Annotated in this window: 31 protein-coding genes and 1 pseudogene; 7 read left to right on the forward strand and 25 right to left on the reverse strand. The window is 41.5% G+C overall.

Annotated features, from left to right (window positions below; translation table 11 throughout):
• Positions 1-95 precede the first annotated feature (95 nt).
• The 6 genes from QQZ12_RS09285 to QQZ12_RS09310 form a co-directional block, all read right to left on the reverse strand.
• Entirely contained in the window at positions 96-344 is a 249-nt protein-coding gene (locus QQZ12_RS09285) for a hypothetical protein (protein ID WP_284724305.1), read from the reverse strand.
• 12 nt (positions 345-356) lie between these two features.
• Positions 357-635, reverse strand: a complete 279-nt coding sequence (locus QQZ12_RS09290; RefSeq protein ID WP_102992221.1) for a hypothetical protein — start codon at positions 633-635, stop codon at positions 357-359.
• Between the two features lie 61 nt (positions 636-696).
• The gene (locus QQZ12_RS09295; RefSeq protein WP_284724306.1) at positions 697-954 is read right to left on the reverse strand and encodes a DUF3970 family protein; all 258 of its coding nucleotides are present in this window, start codon (positions 952-954) and stop codon (positions 697-699) included.
• 21 nt (positions 955-975) lie between these two features.
• Positions 976-1,281: a hypothetical protein gene (locus QQZ12_RS09300; RefSeq protein ID WP_284724307.1), complete on the reverse strand. Its 306-nt coding sequence runs from the start codon at positions 1,279-1,281 to the stop codon at positions 976-978.
• 312 nt (positions 1,282-1,593) lie between these two features.
• Entirely contained in the window at positions 1,594-2,070 is a 477-nt protein-coding gene (locus QQZ12_RS09305) for a hypothetical protein (protein WP_102992218.1), read from the reverse strand.
• Between the two features lie 22 nt (positions 2,071-2,092).
• Positions 2,093-2,278, reverse strand: coding sequence for a hypothetical protein (locus tag QQZ12_RS09310; RefSeq protein ID WP_102992217.1), 186 nt, complete (start codon positions 2,276-2,278; stop codon positions 2,093-2,095).
• A 149-nt stretch (positions 2,279-2,427) separates the two neighbouring features.
• Between QQZ12_RS09310 and QQZ12_RS09315 the strand changes: the two genes are divergently transcribed.
• Both QQZ12_RS09315 and QQZ12_RS09320 read left to right on the forward strand, forming a co-directional pair.
• Positions 2,428-2,796 (forward strand): helix-turn-helix domain-containing protein, encoded by a 369-nt coding sequence (locus QQZ12_RS09315; protein WP_102992215.1) that lies wholly within the window; start codon positions 2,428-2,430, stop codon positions 2,794-2,796.
• The gene (locus QQZ12_RS09320) at positions 2,793-3,509 is read left to right on the forward strand and encodes an SMI1/KNR4 family protein (RefSeq protein ID WP_154987181.1); all 717 of its coding nucleotides are present in this window, start codon (positions 2,793-2,795) and stop codon (positions 3,507-3,509) included. Before QQZ12_RS09315 ends, QQZ12_RS09320 begins: the two co-directional genes overlap by 4 nt.
• Positions 3,510-3,585: 76 nt before the next feature.
• Here the strand turns inward: QQZ12_RS09320 and QQZ12_RS09325 are convergent, their stop codons facing one another.
• Positions 3,586-3,789, reverse strand: coding sequence for a hypothetical protein (locus QQZ12_RS09325; RefSeq protein WP_189319061.1), 204 nt, complete (start codon positions 3,787-3,789; stop codon positions 3,586-3,588).
• Between QQZ12_RS09325 and QQZ12_RS09330 the strand changes: the two genes are divergently transcribed.
• Both QQZ12_RS09330 and QQZ12_RS09335 read left to right on the forward strand, forming a co-directional pair.
• Positions 3,763-4,233, forward strand: coding sequence for an NUDIX domain-containing protein (locus QQZ12_RS09330; RefSeq protein WP_102992212.1), 471 nt, complete (start codon positions 3,763-3,765; stop codon positions 4,231-4,233). The genes QQZ12_RS09325 and QQZ12_RS09330 overlap by 27 nt on opposite strands.
• A 14-nt stretch (positions 4,234-4,247) precedes the next feature.
• Positions 4,248-4,727, forward strand: coding sequence for a GntR family transcriptional regulator (locus tag QQZ12_RS09335; protein ID WP_154987179.1), 480 nt, complete (start codon positions 4,248-4,250; stop codon positions 4,725-4,727).
• Here QQZ12_RS09335 and QQZ12_RS09340 read toward each other — a convergent pair.
• Positions 4,691-4,816: a hypothetical protein gene (locus QQZ12_RS09340; protein ID WP_259436577.1), complete on the reverse strand. Its 126-nt coding sequence runs from the start codon at positions 4,814-4,816 to the stop codon at positions 4,691-4,693. The two genes, QQZ12_RS09335 and QQZ12_RS09340, sit on opposite strands and share 37 nt — an antisense overlap.
• Here QQZ12_RS09340 and QQZ12_RS17095 point away from each other — a divergent pair.
• Positions 4,766-5,035 (forward strand): UTRA domain-containing protein, encoded by a 270-nt coding sequence (locus QQZ12_RS17095; RefSeq protein WP_262983053.1) that lies wholly within the window; start codon positions 4,766-4,768, stop codon positions 5,033-5,035. The genes QQZ12_RS09340 and QQZ12_RS17095 overlap by 51 nt on opposite strands.
• Before the next feature lie 60 nt (positions 5,036-5,095).
• On the opposite strand, the gene QQZ12_RS09350 is transcribed toward QQZ12_RS17095, so the two are convergent.
• The 5 genes from QQZ12_RS09350 to QQZ12_RS09365 form a co-directional block, all read right to left on the reverse strand.
• Positions 5,096-5,536 carry an SMI1/KNR4 family protein gene (locus tag QQZ12_RS09350; RefSeq protein ID WP_102992209.1) on the reverse strand — a complete coding sequence of 147 codons (441 nt, stop codon included), beginning with the start codon at positions 5,534-5,536 and terminating at the stop codon, positions 5,096-5,098.
• A 394-nt stretch (positions 5,537-5,930) separates the two neighbouring features.
• Positions 5,931-6,185: an SMI1/KNR4 family protein gene (locus QQZ12_RS09355; RefSeq protein ID WP_102992208.1), complete on the reverse strand. Its 255-nt coding sequence runs from the start codon at positions 6,183-6,185 to the stop codon at positions 5,931-5,933.
• 52 nt (positions 6,186-6,237) lie between these two features.
• Positions 6,238-6,711, reverse strand: coding sequence for an SMI1/KNR4 family protein (locus QQZ12_RS09360; RefSeq protein ID WP_102992207.1), 474 nt, complete (start codon positions 6,709-6,711; stop codon positions 6,238-6,240).
• Positions 6,712-6,755: 44 nt separating this feature from the next.
• Positions 6,756-6,962 carry an SMI1/KNR4 family protein gene (locus QQZ12_RS17100; protein WP_102993811.1) on the reverse strand — a complete coding sequence of 69 codons (207 nt, stop codon included), beginning with the start codon at positions 6,960-6,962 and terminating at the stop codon, positions 6,756-6,758.
• Entirely contained in the window at positions 6,935-7,195 is a 261-nt protein-coding gene (locus tag QQZ12_RS09365) for an SMI1/KNR4 family protein (protein ID WP_102992206.1), read from the reverse strand. Before QQZ12_RS09365 ends, QQZ12_RS17100 begins: the two co-directional genes overlap by 28 nt.
• 189 nt (positions 7,196-7,384) lie before the next feature.
• Between QQZ12_RS09365 and QQZ12_RS09370 the strand changes: the two genes are divergently transcribed.
• Entirely contained in the window at positions 7,385-7,891 is a 507-nt protein-coding gene (locus QQZ12_RS09370) for an SMI1/KNR4 family protein (protein ID WP_102992205.1), read from the forward strand.
• A gap of 40 nt (positions 7,892-7,931) precedes the next feature.
• Here the strand turns inward: QQZ12_RS09370 and QQZ12_RS09375 are convergent, their stop codons facing one another.
• From QQZ12_RS09375 to QQZ12_RS09420, 10 genes are all read right to left on the reverse strand, one after another.
• Positions 7,932-9,191 carry a DUF4244 domain-containing protein gene (locus QQZ12_RS09375; RefSeq protein WP_181352957.1) on the reverse strand — a complete coding sequence of 420 codons (1,260 nt, stop codon included), beginning with the start codon at positions 9,189-9,191 and terminating at the stop codon, positions 7,932-7,934.
• A gap of 20 nt (positions 9,192-9,211) precedes the next feature.
• A complete protein-coding gene (locus tag QQZ12_RS09380; protein ID WP_194830617.1) occupies positions 9,212-9,823 on the reverse strand; it encodes a YIP1 family protein in 612 nt (203 codons plus the stop codon).
• A 16-nt stretch (positions 9,824-9,839) separates the two neighbouring features.
• Entirely contained in the window at positions 9,840-10,304 is a 465-nt protein-coding gene (gene lepB / locus QQZ12_RS09385; RefSeq protein ID WP_259436573.1) for a signal peptidase I, read from the reverse strand.
• Positions 10,305-10,594: 290 nt separating this feature from the next.
• A complete protein-coding gene (locus tag QQZ12_RS09390) occupies positions 10,595-11,035 on the reverse strand; it encodes an SMI1/KNR4 family protein (RefSeq protein WP_102992201.1) in 441 nt (146 codons plus the stop codon).
• Positions 11,036-11,434: 399 nt separating this feature from the next.
• Entirely contained in the window at positions 11,435-11,833 is a 399-nt protein-coding gene (gene cdiI / locus QQZ12_RS09395; RefSeq protein WP_102992200.1) for a ribonuclease toxin immunity protein CdiI, read from the reverse strand.
• Between the two features lie 36 nt (positions 11,834-11,869).
• Positions 11,870-13,204, reverse strand: coding sequence for a CdiA family toxin C-terminal domain-containing protein (locus tag QQZ12_RS09400; RefSeq protein ID WP_284724308.1), 1,335 nt, complete (start codon positions 13,202-13,204; stop codon positions 11,870-11,872).
• Positions 13,205-13,476: 272 nt separating this feature from the next.
• A complete protein-coding gene (locus QQZ12_RS09405; RefSeq protein ID WP_284724309.1) occupies positions 13,477-13,944 on the reverse strand; it encodes a hypothetical protein in 468 nt (155 codons plus the stop codon).
• 74 nt (positions 13,945-14,018) lie between these two features.
• The gene (locus QQZ12_RS09410) at positions 14,019-15,287 is read right to left on the reverse strand and encodes a ParM/StbA family protein (protein ID WP_284724310.1); all 1,269 of its coding nucleotides are present in this window, start codon (positions 15,285-15,287) and stop codon (positions 14,019-14,021) included.
• Positions 15,288-15,430: 143 nt separating this feature from the next.
• Complete coding sequence (locus tag QQZ12_RS09415) at positions 15,431-15,718, reverse strand: helix-turn-helix domain-containing protein (protein WP_022736252.1); 288 nt, start codon at positions 15,716-15,718, stop codon at positions 15,431-15,433.
• A gap of 235 nt (positions 15,719-15,953) precedes the next feature.
• Entirely contained in the window at positions 15,954-16,406 is a 453-nt protein-coding gene (locus QQZ12_RS09420) for a hypothetical protein (RefSeq protein WP_284724311.1), read from the reverse strand.
• Positions 16,407-16,445: 39 nt separating this feature from the next.
• Between QQZ12_RS09420 and QQZ12_RS09425 the strand changes: the two genes are divergently transcribed.
• Entirely contained in the window at positions 16,446-16,706 is a 261-nt protein-coding gene (locus QQZ12_RS09425) for a hypothetical protein (RefSeq protein WP_102992195.1), read from the forward strand.
• 325 nt (positions 16,707-17,031) lie between these two features.
• On the opposite strand, the gene QQZ12_RS09430 is transcribed toward QQZ12_RS09425, so the two are convergent.
• Positions 17,032-17,430, reverse strand: a complete 399-nt coding sequence (locus QQZ12_RS09430; protein WP_022736249.1) for a hypothetical protein — start codon at positions 17,428-17,430, stop codon at positions 17,032-17,034.
• Positions 17,431-17,597: 167 nt separating this feature from the next.
• Positions 17,598-17,697: pseudogene (locus QQZ12_RS17105) on the reverse strand (transposase); the annotation flags it as partial.

A 17,697-nucleotide genomic window follows, 5' to 3' on the forward strand; every position in this document is an offset into this window, starting at 1 on the left:
TTGTTTTGTTGTTTCTTTTTGATCGACAACTTGCGTTCAACATGTTTGCAGCACCCCAGCACCCACCAGGCTGATCACCATCGTCATCATGATTACTATTCCTCCTTGTCGGCCAGCGATTTTTCAAACGCTTTGATATCCTCTGGATAAATCAGCTCAAGCAAACCCAATGGCATGCCCACAACTAAAGCTATGGCAATTAAAAAGGCAGTCCCCTTTACAATGACTTGGTTCCACTCGCGGTAAACCATGAAATGAGCAAGGATCCTCCCCAGAAAGAGGAAGGGTAACAGCCATTTAACATATTGCAAACTCATAAACACAATCCCAGCGAATAACTTCATCCCCCATCCCTCCTATTGTTTTAAAGGTTCTACGATTGAATCAACCAAACCCGTAATAATGGCTTTGATGGGGGCGACAAGATATTCTCCGACAAAAACGGACAGATCGACCAGTCCGGCTGCGGCTCCGATGAAGATACAAGCTCCCACAAACTTTTTCACCATGGACTTGATGGGTTGATCTCGAATATATGCGATGGTGACTTTATAAAAAGCCACCAGCAGAATAACTCCCAGCGCGATCTGGCCGAAGGTATTGATGGGCTCCTTCAATCCCGCAAAAACTTGCATGTTCATTCCCTCCCGTTTTTACGTTTGAAAAGTAAGCAAACGAGAAAAAGCCACCAACATCTCAACTCTTTTTGGTGACTTCCGCATAAACGCGCACATATTGACTGTTCCGATTTTTATATGGCTGAGACACCTGCAATACGTGAAAATGCGTGGGCAGCTCTCGCACAAAATCCTTTACTTCATCTGGCCGGCCCGTAATACGAAGTTTCGCATTGATGAGTTTGCTTGCAGACCGTGCGCTTTTCCCCTCCAAATAATGCGTTTTAGACCTTTCAAGCAATTCAATCCGATGTTCAATCAATCGTTGCTTTGCCATCAATTTGTCCACCATCTGTTTTCACCACCGAAAATATTTGTTCTTCATTTGTTTCAGCTCTTCCGCATGCAAAGGCAATGGGATATGTAGCCGTTTCATCTTTTGCGTCTCATATTGAAAGCGCGCTTGCGTGTCATGCACGGGATAAAGCCGCTTTGCCAAATACAGCAAACTTTGTTGCACCCGGTACCAACTGGCCACACAACAGTAGAGCGTGCGATTGTCCTTCGTTCGTTGATACAAAGCGATCCGCTTTTCCAACCTTTCCAATTCCAGCGAAACACCTAAATGCAATGTGCTTAATACAGAGGAATCTTCTTCGATCATCAACACCCAATCCCTTCGCTCAACGAACCCCAATATGAGGCAAAATGAAAGAGACGTGTTCTGTAGACCATTTGACATCCCAGTGACACGTCTCACCACTCATCATCCCAATATGATTTTTTCTCCCCTTGCTTTTGCTCCGGATACATAGCCGCTTGTAGCCAATGACGCGCATCCATTGTTTTGATAACCATTTCTTGCACGCTATCCGATTTTCCACGAAAACAATAGCATGGCAAACATGCACTTCACCACCCACTCCGATTTTCGTCGCATTCTGGCACTTCGCCGATATAAGCCGAATGCTTCTCTTCAAATTCCTCTCTGACGACCCTTTCTTTCTTTTTCTTGTTCTTCTTCTTTTTCTTGTTCTTCCCCATAGTTTACTGATACGGTATCCATGGGGTATCCAAACTGTTTGCAAAGTCTATAGAAACGGTCGACAAACGGCTGGTGCTTCACCTTTTTCAGTTCTTTGACGATGCATTGCTTCACTTTGGGGCTGTTGATCTTGTTGTACTTGATCCAATTGAAAATCATGAGTTCTTTCGTATCATTGTTGTACTCCACCTTGCCATAATCAGAGAAACGGTCTAGCAGCTTTTCCACCGTCTCCCGGTTATAGCCTGTTTCCGTTTCAATGATCCGCTTAGGCAGTTCATAAATGCCGCATTGCGTGGTTTTGCTGTTCGTCATCAAATAAAGAAAGAAGTATTTTTCTTCCGGTGTTAAGTCCAAGACAAAACCATCCTGCCAAAAATCCACATGCACTTGTCTGTATATAGCCACGAGCCCTTCCTCCCCATCTCTTTCATCCCCATGTTTGAGGGAGTGAATGTAGATGAAGCGAGCCATCCGGAGCAGCCGGCTTTCTAATGAGCAATGGATCGATCTCTTGAACGGTAATACGATTCAATATCTTCAACTTTCCATCCACCCTTACCCATAATTTCGCTCTGCCGTTATCCATAAATCCCGTAATGCGTTCCACCCGCATGAACATCCTCTCCTTTGGCTTGTGTCATCACTCTTATAGAAACAATCCGTTTCTATCAACACAAAAAGGAAACATTTTGTTTCCTTTTTGGAATGGACACAAAATGTTGCTTATAATGAACTCAAGGTAATTTTATTGGGGAGATCACTATGTTCAATGAACGCTTGATTGCATTGAGAAAAGCGAAAAAATTAAGCCAGTACGAACTGGCTGAGCAGCTCAACTTCACCCGTGGACAAATCGCCAATTACGAGCAAGGTAAACGAAAACCCGACATTGATACATTGAAAAAAATCGCTAACTTTTTCAATGTATCATTGGACTACTTGACCGGGGAAGACCACATTCCCACGCCCACGCATGAGAACAATCCGGATCTCAAAACCATCCTGGCCAATGAAACAGCCCATTGGAACGGAAAGCCTTTAACCCCCAAGCAACGGGAATTGGCTTTGGAATTGCTGACAACGGTGTTGGAACGGGTGGAGTCAGACGACACAACTGCGGAGGAAAAATGAGACAGACTACCAAGTTTCATACGGAATCCTTCAAATTAATGGGCATTTCACCTGTCTATTCACCTCACCGTTTGCAGTTGATCACGGAAAAGGAAGCAGAGATTAACCGCACACTTCCACTAGCATTAAAAGAACTTTATGCCGTGGAGGGAGTGGAAGAATGGTTTGAAGACGGAAACGGGGACCAATTGGTCCCCCTTCAACGCATCGAATTGGAAACGCGCGAATATTGGGAGCTGGAATTGGGGTTAAAGTTCCTGAACCTTCCCGACAACATAAAGGCCAATGAAGGCATTTATTTCTTTATTGAGTGCCAAGGATGTTGGTCATGGTGGGTTTTGTTAAATGGGACCGAAGACCCACCCGTGATCGTAGAATCTCTTTATGATGAGGCACAAATCCTTGCATGCGAGAAACTAAGTGACTTCATCTTTGCTAATGCCTGGGATGTATCGTTGATGGATAGTCCGTCATTTCAAACCGGGGAATTTTCATGTGAAGAAGCATTTCTGCAAATCTTACGCGCTCAGTGTGTGGAAAAGCCAACCACCCGCCTTGCTTTCACTGTTCACCGGTATCGCTTTGGTTATAAGGGTTGCCGCCTCTTACTTTTTGAAGAAACAGGCCAACTCTTCATGTCAGCGGATCATGAAGAAGCAAAGAGTGAACTGATGGAGTTGATCAATCCTTTTGTACAATGGGAGAGGGTTTGACAGAATAGATCTCAAAGACTTGAGATAGATCAGAATCAAAAAATGAGAACCGTAGCATGACATGACTACCATTCTCTTATCCATTCATTCGCTTTATTTGTGTTGTACTCATCATTTCTATTTCTTTCCTCTGTACCAATCCTTTGCGACGTAAGACCATCATCAGCTCAGCCAAATTATATTCCACCGGAATTTGAAGCTTGTCGCACAATCGCACGAGCAGCCCTTCCACCGTTTCTTCAGAACCTTTACTGTGGCACGAAAAGATTACTATCATCAACCAAACGCCCCCCAATCCAACTCCATTGTTCCGGCTGCCTCGGCAGTGGTCACGGATTCAAACGGAAAAATCTTGCTCTATAAGCGCAGAGACAATGCACTATGGTCTTTGCCAGGTGGAGCGTTGGAACTTGGCGAATCCATCGAACAAGCGATCATCCGGGAAGTGAAAGAAGAAACGGGGTTTGAGGTGGAGGTTTTAAAATGTATCGGGATTTACACTGATCCTGAGCACATCATCGCCTACTCAGATGGGGAAGTGCGCCAACAGTTTTCCATCTGTTTTGAATGCCGAATTATTGGTGGTGAATTATCCATTAGTTCGGAGTCGTATGAAGTCCAATTTTTCACCGTAGAAGAAACGAAACAGCTTGCGATGCATCCCGCCCAACGCGTTCGCATCCAAGACTATCTGCAACATCAGGAAAAAGCCTTTATCCGGTGAATGAGGTGAACCAGATGAGCAACTCCAAAATAGACGAGGTCGTAAAAATCATCCATAAACGGATCATAGAAGGGAAATATGTGGCCGGGCAGCGGTTGCCAGCGGAACGCGTATTAGCCGATGAATTGGGGGTTAGCCGCCCCACCATCCGGACAGCGCTCCTTCGCCTTCAATCAGACAATCTCATCGATATTGTGCCTCGCGGTGGCATTTTTGTCCGTTCCCATGCGCCAAAAGTAAAAATGGGTGGCGGAACTCCCAAAAACAAAGGCCCTGAATTGCAGCAAGTCGGTTCTTTCATCCATTCCATGCGTGCGTCTGGTCGGGATATACTCATCCGCTATCTGGAACCATCCTCCATCCGCCCCGCCGGCGAAGAGATTGGCGCTAAGCTCAACATACCGGAGCATGAGAACATATTGCGTCGCTATCGTGTGCAACTAGTCGACCGCGTTCATTACCGGATCTTGGACACCATCTGCTCGCCTCCGTAGCCGGCGAATTGGTTGGGCAAGAAGATCACCAACTTCCGTTGTTCAAATGGCTCCGTGAGCATAAACAACTGCTGCCCATCCGCACGCATGAACAACTCACCTGTCGCATGCCATCAGCCGATGAGGCCACCCTCCTCCATATCGGAAGAAACCAACCAATCGTGGAAATGGACCGCTGGATCTGGGCCAAACCTGAAAACGGCGATCACGATGAAGAAATCTTGTTTGAATACAGCCGCATTATCGCCAATGCTTCATTACATGAATTTGCTTATACCTATGAGATTGCTAAGGATGCGAGCAAATAGCCATCACCCACTTGCGTTTTTACTGCAAGTGGGTATTCGTTATGAAGGGGTGATTGAGATTTATGGATGTTTCAACCCATAAACAAAATCTCGAAAACTATCAGAAATTTTAAAAGTGTTTGCATCTTCATCTGACTGTGCAAAATGGAATGCGTAATCCCAATAGTAAACTCCTTCATTGACAAGATCAGTAACTAATACAATTTTCCCTGATCCAGGACAATCGCCGATGATTATGCTGTTAGGCAACAAATCATCTCTATACTCATGATGCCACATGACCAAATCAAAAGAACGTTCCACTCCCAGTCCATACATTACATCCAGCGGAATGGTCTCATTTAGTTCTTTTACATAAAAAGTACTGTACCTTACTAAGGCTGTGCCTCCATTATACTTTCGCAAAAAGTGTTTATAATCTTCCGGAAGCGAAAACCCAATTTGTTGCTCAAGACTTTGTATCATTTCTTTTGTTGCTTTACCAAAACCCTTTATGTTCATAGGAAACAAACCTCACTTTATTTTTTCTTTCTGGCATGAAAGATCATAGTCATCAGCGAGATACATCTGCCTATATGCCCCCATCACGTGGTAAAAGTCATCATAATCCCCCATTAACAGTATAAGGGATCAATATGTCAAAACAGCGCAAAATTAAAAAAGCGCCATATTGGCGCTATAAAAAGTTAGTAATCGGTTCTTTCATATAAAGAAATAATGAACTCTGTAAAAGAAGATCCGACTACCCGAACACGATCTAAATTAAATCCCGTGCTATCAAAAATCTCCGAAAGAGCATCATCAGAGGAAAACCAGATGATCACTGGATTTTCTTTGTTTTTATCATAAAAAAAACAATAGCGATTTAAGGCTGAATCAAATCCAAAGGGAACAATCAGTCCTTTTTCTTTAAATTCTTCTTCACCAAAATACAGGGCCTCAACTTCATCGAAGATCTCTTCCGGATCATAAAACTCATCAAAATGATAATGCTCCTCATTGATAGAATGTGTCCATGGCCGCTTTCTGGTCGTCTATATTGTTGAACCCAATTTACATAATCTTGTGGAAATTGCACTTCTAGTCTTGCTTCAACTTCATCAAATTGTTCAACAGGCATTTTTTCTTCTCGCTTTATCCAAGTAATCATGTAACAAATCCCCTCCCCCCTGCTCCTGCTTTAAAGCAAAGTTGAAACAAGTCTAAGTAGATGGATAGTACAAGCTATTCACTAATTCGCTAAACGATCCTTTTATTTTAGTAACGACATAATCTGGATCATCCTCATAATGAGCCTCCCAATTAATTAGCACGATTGAGGGAGATTCAGTTGATCCTCGATAATCGAAACAATACCATTTGTTCTGTCCATCCAATGCAAAGGGAACAAACCCTGTAGGAAGGGAAGGGTCAGAGTCATCAGTGAGATACATCTGTCTATATTCCCCAATCACATGGCAAAAGCCATCATCATCCCCTACTTCTTCTGAAATAGATAACCACCGATCGAAAGAATAGGGTTCACCATCTACATCAATGTAACATCCGGGATTGCTTCCATGATAAACCTTCGCCCATTTTACATAAGCACTAGGCAAACGCTGACCAACAAACTCCTCAATCCGCTGAATATCTTCATCTGTAGCCAGCTGCTTTACTGCTTCCCATTTAGTCATTGTTCCCCCTCCTGATTGAGCCACACAGGTAGGCTCTATTTTAGCTAATCTCTCGGCTCATAAAGCATATCTAGAAACTGAGAAAAGGAGTCGGCAATCTTTTTAATATTGTCTTCATCACGCTCATGATAGAAGAAAACAACAATCGGCTCCCCAGCTACAAGTGTACGATAATCAAAACAAATGAAGTTTCCTGCCGGATCATCAGCGAAAGGAACAAGTTCTATTGAGCCTTGTGTTCTCCAATCAATACTTCATGTGCCTCCAAGATTGAAAAATGATCTTCGTCCTCGTTGAAGTTAAACAGATTTCCAAAGACTTTCTCTTTCTCATTCCCCAAATCAAATAAAATTTTTGTTTTGGGACGTCCCGCATTATTTTTTAATACACAATCAAAAAAAGACTTTGGAAAATGAACTCCTAATTCCATTTCAACTTCCCGAATCCGCTTTTCATCAATGGGCTTTTTATACTCCCATTCCATTGTAAAGTTGCTTATAAATACCCATTAGGGCACCTCAAACAAAATTCCTCTTAGAGATAGTGACTTCTGATAAGCGTTTTAACAACACTTTGTATATGTTATAATATCTCTAATAAACTTGAGACATTATCATCAAAATTGATCTTCAATAGGCTCCCTTATTTTTTAAGATTTGGTGGTGGGAATGAAATGAAAAAGGATTTCCAAGGGTTTTGGCTACCATTAGATGAATATACTAGTCCCATTCCAGTAACAGATGAAATGATAGCTCAAGCTGAACAAAAGCTAAATTTCAAACTTCCTAGTTCTTACATAGAGCTAATCAAAACACAAAATGGCGGAATTCCTGCCAACTCTTGCTTTCCAACAACCGTTCGAACCTCTTGGGCAGAGAATCATATTGCGATTGAAAATATTCGTGGCATTGGAGGAACTGACGGTATTGACTCTGAAGAACTCCGAAGTATTGATGAAGATTGGGGTTATCCTATTCATCTAGGATTTGTAATATGTGATTGTCCATCAGCAGGTCACGATGCAGTGATGTTAGATTATAGCCAATGTGGAAAAAATGGTGAGCCCCGAGTTATTCATGTTGATGTTGGAAATCCCGATGAACCTACGATCACTGTCCTTGCAAAGGATTTTAAAACCTTTATAAATGGGTTGGTTAATTGTAAAGAATATGAAGAATGAAAAAAGCGCCTAATGGCGCTTTTAACCATATTGATAGGTCTCACTTTTTCATTTCAGATATTCCACCTACATGAGTAAACTGTCTATGAATAGAATATTCTACAAGCATCATTGTCGTTCCATCTTGATGATGATGCCAAGTATATCCTTTTGGTGGTCTATGACTTGCTGGAACAGGTGGATCAGAATTTTTATCTAAACCCGCTTTTGCGTTGGCTTCTCTGAAATCTTTTTGGCGATCCTCAGGATTTGAAAACTTAATTTTAACCGGTTTAACTTTCGGATGAATATATTTTGAAAAATCAGGATATCCATCAGGGTAGCTTACTGATTTACCTTCACTATTTGTATAAGTCCAAACCCCCTTGTCATCTATAGTGATACTTCCACCTTTATTTAACCACTTTTCAGGGTTAGGTGAATTCTTCGGCTTTGTTGCAAGTATTTCCTTGGTAAATTTCTCTTCACCATTTTTGGTAAATTGCTTAACTCGTTTATTATTAACTTTATCTTTTTTTGGATTTTTCATGGCACAATGACAACTGTCAGGTACCAGCGTATCCTTAGCTATCCGACCGACTTTAACCAACTTAACAGGTGTCGGTAGGCTCTCGACCATGTTCCATAGGCGATTTGGAAGCGGAATAGACTTTCCATTCTTGTCCTTCCCATTCCACGCTTCCATGAACATTTCTTTATCGAAAATAAGTTTCTCTGGATTCTCAATAATGTCGTTTACACTAGCCTTCAAATTATCCCATGAATCCTTGGCATAGCCTAAAGGATCAGAAGTTAACTTATCCCAAGCAGCCTTATAGTCCTCAAATCCAAATACTTCAGAAAAATAAGCTCCTGGCTCATTGATAGCACGTTTAATATCCTCATTTAAAATCTGATCCTTCTGTTTACCTAACCAATTGATGCCTTGATCAATTTTATTTCCCGCCCAATCAATACCATCCAAAGTCTTCTGTTTTAACCGGTCAAGAAGGCTTGGTTCTTTTTCGCCTGGAGACTTCATTGGCTGCACATCAGAAAGACTGGGGGGCTTGGAATGATCACTCGTTACAATCTGGGGTGATGTTGGTTCGGTTGGCTTATTTACGTCCTGGTTGGGTGTGTCACTTAGTACCTCTTCCACTTTCTCTTGCAGAGATTGTTGGATTTCTGAACTATTTACTGCAGTCAAAAGCAACCCAGCTAAAAGAGCACCAGCTACAATGATGATGATATACTCTACCGTTGAAGCCCCTCGCTTTGAATGTAAATGCTGTTTAACTCTTTTAAGCCAATGCTTCATCATTCCTTCCCCTTCCTTAGTTACTGTGACAAAGCCAGAAGAAATAGAAGTAAAATAAGTACTAGAGGAACAAGAATGATCGAAGCAAAACCTTTCCAAGAGCCTATCTCATGAATTTCTCCAATGATTTTGGAATGGACAATGATGTAATAAATCGTCATGACAAAGTTTGCTGTCAGGCAAAGAAAAAACAATAAGGCAAGGAACATGGAAGAATCAATATCAGGAGTGTTAGAAGTAAAGTTCTCTTGCCGAAAGATCAGCAACATGGGTATGAACAAGGCCATCTTTGTCGTATATGCCACCGTCGCCCATGCACTGGCTTCACTCGTCTCCCTGAATGTTGCTACACCTCCGAATAACCTGGCCACACCGAATGTACAAAGACTTCCTAAAAACCAGGCGACCGCTCCCAGTATGGGACCTATCACCATGGATAAAAGCAGAATCACTGGTATAGAGGTGGTATCCCCTGCGTCTCGATTCATTGCTTGTTCCAGACACAAGGTAATCCCAAACAGTGAAATTAACACAAATAACAACTTCGTTGACGTTTCCTCCATTGCTTGTCGAATGGTGTTTTTTGGTTGCTTTATGAGCTGAACCCAATACACTCGCAAAACATCTAACACAAGCATTACACCCTTTCTACTTCACAACTACTCCAATGATATCGTCTTTCTTAATGGCACCAAACTGGCGGCTATCATAGCTCGTTAAACGATTATCTCCGAGAACAAAGAAATGATCGGCTGGCACCACCACGGTTTCTTGATTAATCCTTTTGTCCGAGCGTGGACCATACGGTTCCATAAAGATTTGCCCGTTGATATATAGCTGGCCTTCCTTTATCTCGACTGTCTCATTTCCAAAAGCAACAACTCGTTTCGTATGCACCTGTTTGACTCCTGGAGCTCGAAAAACGATTATATCCCCTCGCTTAATGGTATCGGGATTCTTTTTAACCAGATACACTTCCCCTTCCATTAAGGCTGGCTCCATGCTTTTACCAACTCCTTGATAAAATCCGAAGAGTGAGTTCCAGAAAACAATCAACAAAAAAAAGAGACCTAATAGGCTCCCTATCCCACTTTTGGTCTTAAACCAAGCCACATAGCTCCTCCTTTCTACTAACAATTTTCCGTTAAATTTATATATTTATCCCTTTTGATTATAGCCAATTAAAAGATTTTTATCTACAAAACCAAGTTTGAACTAAACCAAAAAGCAATAAACCTTCGCAAACGCTGACCAACAAACTCCTCAATCCGCTGGATGTCTTCATCTGTAGCCGGCTACTTTACTGCTTCCCACTTAGCCATTTTAAATCCCTCCTGTTTGTTCAATTACAAAATAAAAGAGAGCCCGCTCAAGTAGGCTCTTCTTAAAAAATATTTTCTTTGCTAGTCTCTCGGCTCATATAGCATATCTAGAAACAGAGAGAAGGAATCGGCAATCTTTTTAATATTGTCTTCATCACGCTCATGATAGTAAAAAACAACAATCGGCTCCCCGGCTACAAGTGTACGATAATCAAAACAAATGAAGTTTCCTGCCGGATCATCAGCGAAAGGAACAAGTTCTATTGGAGCCTTGTGTTCTCCAATCAATACTTCATGTGCCTCCAAGAATGAAAAATGATCTTCATCCTCGTTGAAGTTAAACAGATTTCCAAAGACTTTCTCTTTCTCATTCCCCAAATCAAATAAAATTTTTGTTTTGGGACGTCCCGCATTATTTTTTAATACACAATCAAAAAAAGACTTTGGAAAATGAACTCCTAATTCCATTTCAACTTCCCGAATCCGCTTTTCATCAATGGGCTTTTTATACTCCCATTCCATTGTAAAACTACCTCCAATACCAACTTTTCACCTAAATGCCATTACCGCACCAAACATCTCTTCCGCCTGTATAACCTGTTATACCTGATGGAATATAAATACCCCTGTATATACATCGCCATCTGTATTGAAATGACAGATAACTTATAAGATAAATACTTTTTCACTTTTAAGCCTCAATTAACCCTTTGGTATCCAAAGGGTTTGGTGACCTCCCTAAAATTGAATCCAATTTCGAATTAGAATAGCAACATACCCGTACAAGTATTACATTCTATTTGACCATATTGAGCCCACTTTGGAATTAAGCAACAAAAATCCTCTGATTCAGTCAGAGGATTTTTGTTATGGATAATATTCGGATTGAGTTCCGAGAAACGCACTATTGGCACCGCTACGTTATGTGTTTATATCCAAACTCACCTTAATTTCTCTTAACAGTTTGCAAACCTCTTCCTCATGCTCTGGATATTTTTTGATATATTCTTTACTGTGATCGATAAGGCAATTATAAAAATCCTTAAAACTCAAATAGCCCATTGTATCTTCTTCCGCCGCAGGATAATCTTTAATTAAAGATACTTCATCTTCTTTACAACGATATTCCTCCCATTCATCAAAATCATCACGAAATAGAATGCCAACACATTCTATTCCGAAACCTGATTTATCTTTAAAATTATTTAATGCATCAATGAAATAACCATCTCCAATATGCCAAAAATAATATTTCATAAAATCCTTTTTCTCTTTATCATCATAAAAGATTTTATATGTTTGCTCCTTATGATTGTACATACATTAAAACCTCCCTATTTCCCGATAACCAAGTTATTATTTAAACGTAGGGAAAAAATTTGTAATTTCCCCTTGATCATTTATATATCCTCTAAATTTCATCCCATTGGAACTATAGCCCTCTACTTCTCTCCCAGTAATCCTTTTCGCTTTGATACCTTCTTCCATCGCCTCTTTTCCCCATTGAATCATTTGAGCATCTGTATAAACATTAGGGTTATATACAGTTTTAGGAAATCGTATTGTCTTAAATTGACCAGAGGGAATTAGTTTTCCATCCGGACCATAAGTTAAGGATGGAATCTTGTATCGTACTTCATACAAGCCGGGAAAAGTAGGATGTTGCTGTTTACTAATTATTAAATCGCTCGGATCCATACCTGTTGTTTCCAATGTTTTATAGAAGTCATGCATATTATGTCCCCCGACAATCCCTTTTTTCCCTTTCCCTATTCCTTCTCCAACGGTAAAGTGAGTATCAAATCCACTTTTGAATTTTACTGTATTATTGTTACCATTCGAAGCAAACTTCTGTAACCAAACACCAAACGGTGTATCCCCAACAGTCTTTGGAAAAGCCCTCCCGTCCTTAAAAACAGAAACGGACGTTAATGGAATATCATTAATTTTGGACACAATGGTAGGAGCAACGAGTTTGCCTCCATATTGAGCAACCCCCATACAAGCAAAACCGATCGCGACACCTAATAACCCAACAAGCCCTGCTTTTTTCCAATCCACCTTTCCATCACGCATATAATCAAAAGAGGCACTGTCCGCCACTCCTGCTACACCACCTGAGCCAACGGACGGAAGCCATTTTCCTAGCCAAGGAGGAGCCAGTGTTGCAATTCTCCCCCCGATCAATCGAAATGCGAGCGCTCCGGCCCCCAATCCGACCAAACCAGCTAATGCACCAATTATCGCCTCTTGCGCAATACCGGGAACATCCTTATCAGCCATCCAAGCTCCAAATCCGCCAACCGCCATTCCCATCACGATCGAAATACCCACAAGGGGGTTGGTACTTAGAAAAAACAGACCCAGTCCCATACATAACAGCGCCAAAATCAAGGATAACTGCTGTTGTAGCCATTTTAGCAACTGATCAATAAAGCCGGTCGATTCTTGCACCGGGGCTTTGGGAATCTCCGCCTTCGGTACCTCAATCTTATTTTCCGGTATCTTCACTTTCGGTATCTCTATCGGGTCATTACTCGGAATCGTTGGTATTTCAATGCCTTCTGCAAGCAATATCTTCTCTGTTTTTGTGTCCAACCATGTATGAGGCTGCGCTAATGCTAGATGGGGGATATTTATATGTATGATTAATAGTATTAATAGAATAGTAGGTATCTTCCACTTTCCCATAGTCAATAATATTCCTCCTTCATCTTAAACAACCTTCACTTCTGGAAAAACTATTATAGGTTCAACAAGATGACACAAGCCAATCCACAGGCAATTACAATGATATATACCCTCATTATTGAACCTCATCTACTATATCCTCCTGTTTTAAAAATGCAAAGCTACTTCCATTGACTCATATATCCCCCCTCTATTACTGAAGATTACAATCATTTTACATGCTAATCCCCTCATCCTTATAAACAATGGGCAACGATGTCTAACTGACTTCATCAGTCATCATCATCATCCAGATGCTGCATGGCAAGATGCATGTATTCATTGGTTAAAAGCCATTGCTCTTCGTCCATCTGTTTCTCTTCCGTGACAACGGACGTATTCTTCGAATCAACGGGATGAACTGCCATCGATTCTGTCGCCTTCACCGTAGCAGAAACAAATGGCGGCGGCTCATTGCCCTCCGTAAAAAAGAACCATTTGGCAAATTGCATGAACTTGACCTTCAACACTTCGTTGGTTTCCAATTCGCGAATCTGCTCCTTAGACAATGGGGCATAGGGAATAAATAACCCGTATTGCTCCCGATTGAGCTCCACTTCGATTCCCAGCTGAATCAAACGCATCAAATCGGCACTTTTCGGCTGATGCTTCTCCAAATAGTCAAACACGTATTGCGGCGTTTTTTTATTTAATCGGGTGTTGGGTAATTGCGTACCCGGACCGTATTTCTTCTCAACCAATGGACTTCTCCCTCCCTACAACAAAAGACCCCTTCAGAGGTCTCTATTATAACCCGTTATATCATTCCTTTTCACTATGGCGCTTGAGGAGGAATAAGCACAATCTTGCGTTTTTTCCCGTGTTCACGATGGTAAACACCAATTTTGTGATACGCCTCCGCCAGGATCCAGAACGACTGATTGGGATCAAGAAAATAGATCACGTATTCGCCAGCCATCCCTTCCCCTCGGTTCAACTCCGACAAATACGGTCGGATCAGGTTGCTCGCACCCCCGATAAAGTATGCGGACTGGCAGTTGGAAACCTCACTCCACTTCCGCTTCATGTACTCATAAATGGTCTGCGCATACCTGCGCAAATGGCCATCGACAATATCTTGAATCTGCTTTGGTTTCCCTTGCACCAGAATATCTTTAACTTGGGTTGATAGCGGCGAACCTTTCCTTGAAGCCAGGATATGATCAGCCAACTGCTTTCTCGATTCAAAGGTGACATTGTATTTGGCATATATGCTGTCCAGAATAGAATCCAGCGTCTTGTTAATGCCCAGTTTCTGTTCCCCTTTGGACCGTTCGTTGTCCGTCTTCCCACCAGCCAAAATCACCGCACAATCCAGGGTGCCTCCTCCATTGTCCAAAATCATGTAGTTCCCTTCCGTCCCCGGTAGCGGTTTGTAGCCGCCAAAGGCATCCGTCGTCAGCTCCAGATTAGCTGCCTGCCCCTCCGAGCTTAACTTCACATCAAACACCTCAAGATGCACTTCAACGTGGCGATAGGGGGAAGCCGTTTCTAAAAACGTCACCTTATGCACACCACTTGTCATCTTCTGTTTAAATTGCTTGCGCAGCTCCTTGTTCTTAAACTCACTGATCGGCAATCCACCACTTAAGCAATATGTAGCTAAGCAAACGCCATTTTTCACCGCAAAATGCTTCACCGCATCGACTGCCAATGCCGTTAGAAACACGATGAATGACTGATCTTCGTTGGCTTTAATAGAGCCGGGGGAGATTTCTCTACGTTCATCCTGTTGCCTCGCGGCTAACTGGCCAACGGCGAGAGTTCCCCATTTCCTGTTCAGGGCCGGTGAATCAATTTTTACGCGCAGACCTTCTAGAATGTCATTCTCTTGCTCCAGCACATCATCGAATGGCATTTCGGCAATAACATTGGGAAAGACAAAGCGGGACTTTTCGCTACCAAAGATGCAGTTGACTTCGGTGTTCCCAATATCAATGGCAGCCGATCGGCCACGAAGGGTGATGACCGGACGACCATCTTGGCCGATAAACTGCTTTTCTATGGCTGGATGGCTTTGTGTCAAATGTTGTGCAGTTTCCAATGCACATGCTCCTTTCTGTTTTTTCTGACACCCATATTGTATTACTAAAAGTATTACTTTTCAATCATTTTGTATGACTTTTTGTATTACGCTTCGATTTTTTGTGTGAAATAAGAACAGGCTTGAAGTGGAAGCAACCCACCTCAAGCCTTCTCTTCTTGTTGATTCAATTTCACAATTGGCAGCAAATCATTCAGCGTGCACTCCAGTTCTATGCACAGTTTCAGGGCATGTCCTAACGGCAATTCTTCTATTTTCCCATTTGCCATCTTATTGATGAAGGGATGGTTCACATCAATGATGCGTGCGATTTGGCGTTGGCTGTATCCTTTTTTCTCTAACAGATCAGCCAGACGAAAAAGAAAAGAGTGATCTTTGTATGGCTCAGGATAAATTTTTCCCGCAACTTCTTTAGTGTATCGATATTCCATTGTCTAGCTCCTCTTCATAACATGTCATTCTTAAATTAACACATAAAAGGGAGCCAATGCCAGGATTGTGACCCTTTTCTGAAAATGATGTTGTATATCTTTAATTAACATGGTAATATAAAGTTATCATAGTGAATGGAGGTGATTACATGCGCTTTATCGCCGATCCACCTTGGAGCTAAACAAATAGCGCCTTACCGGGTTTGGTAAGGCGTCCAACATCAGGGCTACAACCTTATGCTCTTGTATCGTTGGGCGGATACATGCTCAATTTGCGCCCATGATAGTCAATTTTTACTTCTGATGGAGAGATAGGCACTTGGGACCATAACCATGCAGCAATCGCTTTTGCGTCATTGTATCGCCCAAAGAAATACCGCCCTGCATATTCAAACATGGCCCCTTGGACTTCAAGGCTGTTATCTTCGCAAAAATCACAAAAAAATTCGACCGCAATGGGAGGAAAGCCGGAGACTAGACCAAGCTGGTAATGATACTCACGTGAGGGAATATCAACACCATTGATCTTAGCAGAAAACTCTCTGCACATCGCGATCGAACGAAAAAAAACGATGGCTTTTGGGAGTTCTACGTGAGGGTACCGCTTTAGCCAAAAGATTTCCGGATGTGTTTTGGTAACAATTAATGCCGGTTTCAAGCCTGCTATAAAGGCATCGATGTCCGTCACATGATCACAACCATTCATTTTTTAATTGGAGGGAGTTACATGTTTAAACCATGGCTACATCGCCGTTTCGTACTTAATCCATTCTCGGTGGTTGCGTTGAATGGTGGTTTGGGTGAAAGCGTTTCATTCTTCTGGGGATCAAGCAATGACGACCAAGATGAAGACGGCGGTCGAGTCATCTACCGCTGGAAGTGCAGATTTTGCTGGGAAGAATACAAAGACACGAACAACGACGGCCACGCTCCCGATTGCGAAGTGTGCCATAACAAGATGAAATTTTATGAGAAGATGTATACCTAATCATCTTCAACGGCAAACGAAAAGACCCCTTCCTGGTTGAAGGGAAGGAGCTTCAATTAGTCATGATTAAGGCGGGACGAGTGAAGTCGTCCTTTTTTATTTTCTCTAAAGGTTACCCACTGATTTTCAATCCATTATGGATTCAGCTAAAAACTGTATGTGAACTTCAGCCATTTTAAGTATTTTCATTAAAACAAAAAAAACAAAACGATCTGTGAACCGTAATGGTGCAAAAATGCCAGGAGGTTCACGGACCATTAATATAAAAAAGCCCAGCAAATTGCTAGGCTATCAACTTTGATTAATCTTCCCACAAAAAAGTACACTAATTTTTATTTATAAACATTGCATTCAACTCATCAATTAAAAAATATACAATCGCAATTATTGTAGTGAAAATATAAAATTGTTCCAGATCATTTTGACCAATTGAAATAATAGCACTTCCAATCAAACCAGAAATAACATAGAGAATAAACTTAACAATATACCTTGTAACACCTTTTATTTTTTTAGTTATAAAATCAAAAAATATTGATACCATTAATCCATAACCAAAAATACCAATAAAAGAAAAAAAACTTGCAATGGCTAAAAAAAACATAAATTCACTCGTCGTAGATTCAATAATTACATAAGAATAACCTAATAAAAACAAAATCCAAGTGAACAATGCACTTAATAACTTTCGGTATATTTTATTATTTGTTAATGATAACTTCATTTTAACCCGCTCTTTTCTTATAAAGCCTGGCTATGCCAGGCTGAGAATGTTGACAAACCCTGCGAATCAACTTTGTTGATCGCAGGGTTTTTGTATATAAAAGGGATATAAACAATTAATGGATGAATATCAACCCATATAAACTTAAAACCACCTCCCTTACCTGCTCTCGAAAGCAGCATAGCCAACTTTTTTATGTTTTGAGCCACAGCAGTTAGGAGGCATTGCTCTTGAATTTTTGCAAGCCCCCTGTAGCGTGCGTATCGA

Source organism: Laceyella tengchongensis, from assembly GCF_900182735.1.
GTDB classification, from domain to species: Bacteria; Bacillota; Bacilli; order Thermoactinomycetales; family Thermoactinomycetaceae; genus Laceyella; species Laceyella tengchongensis.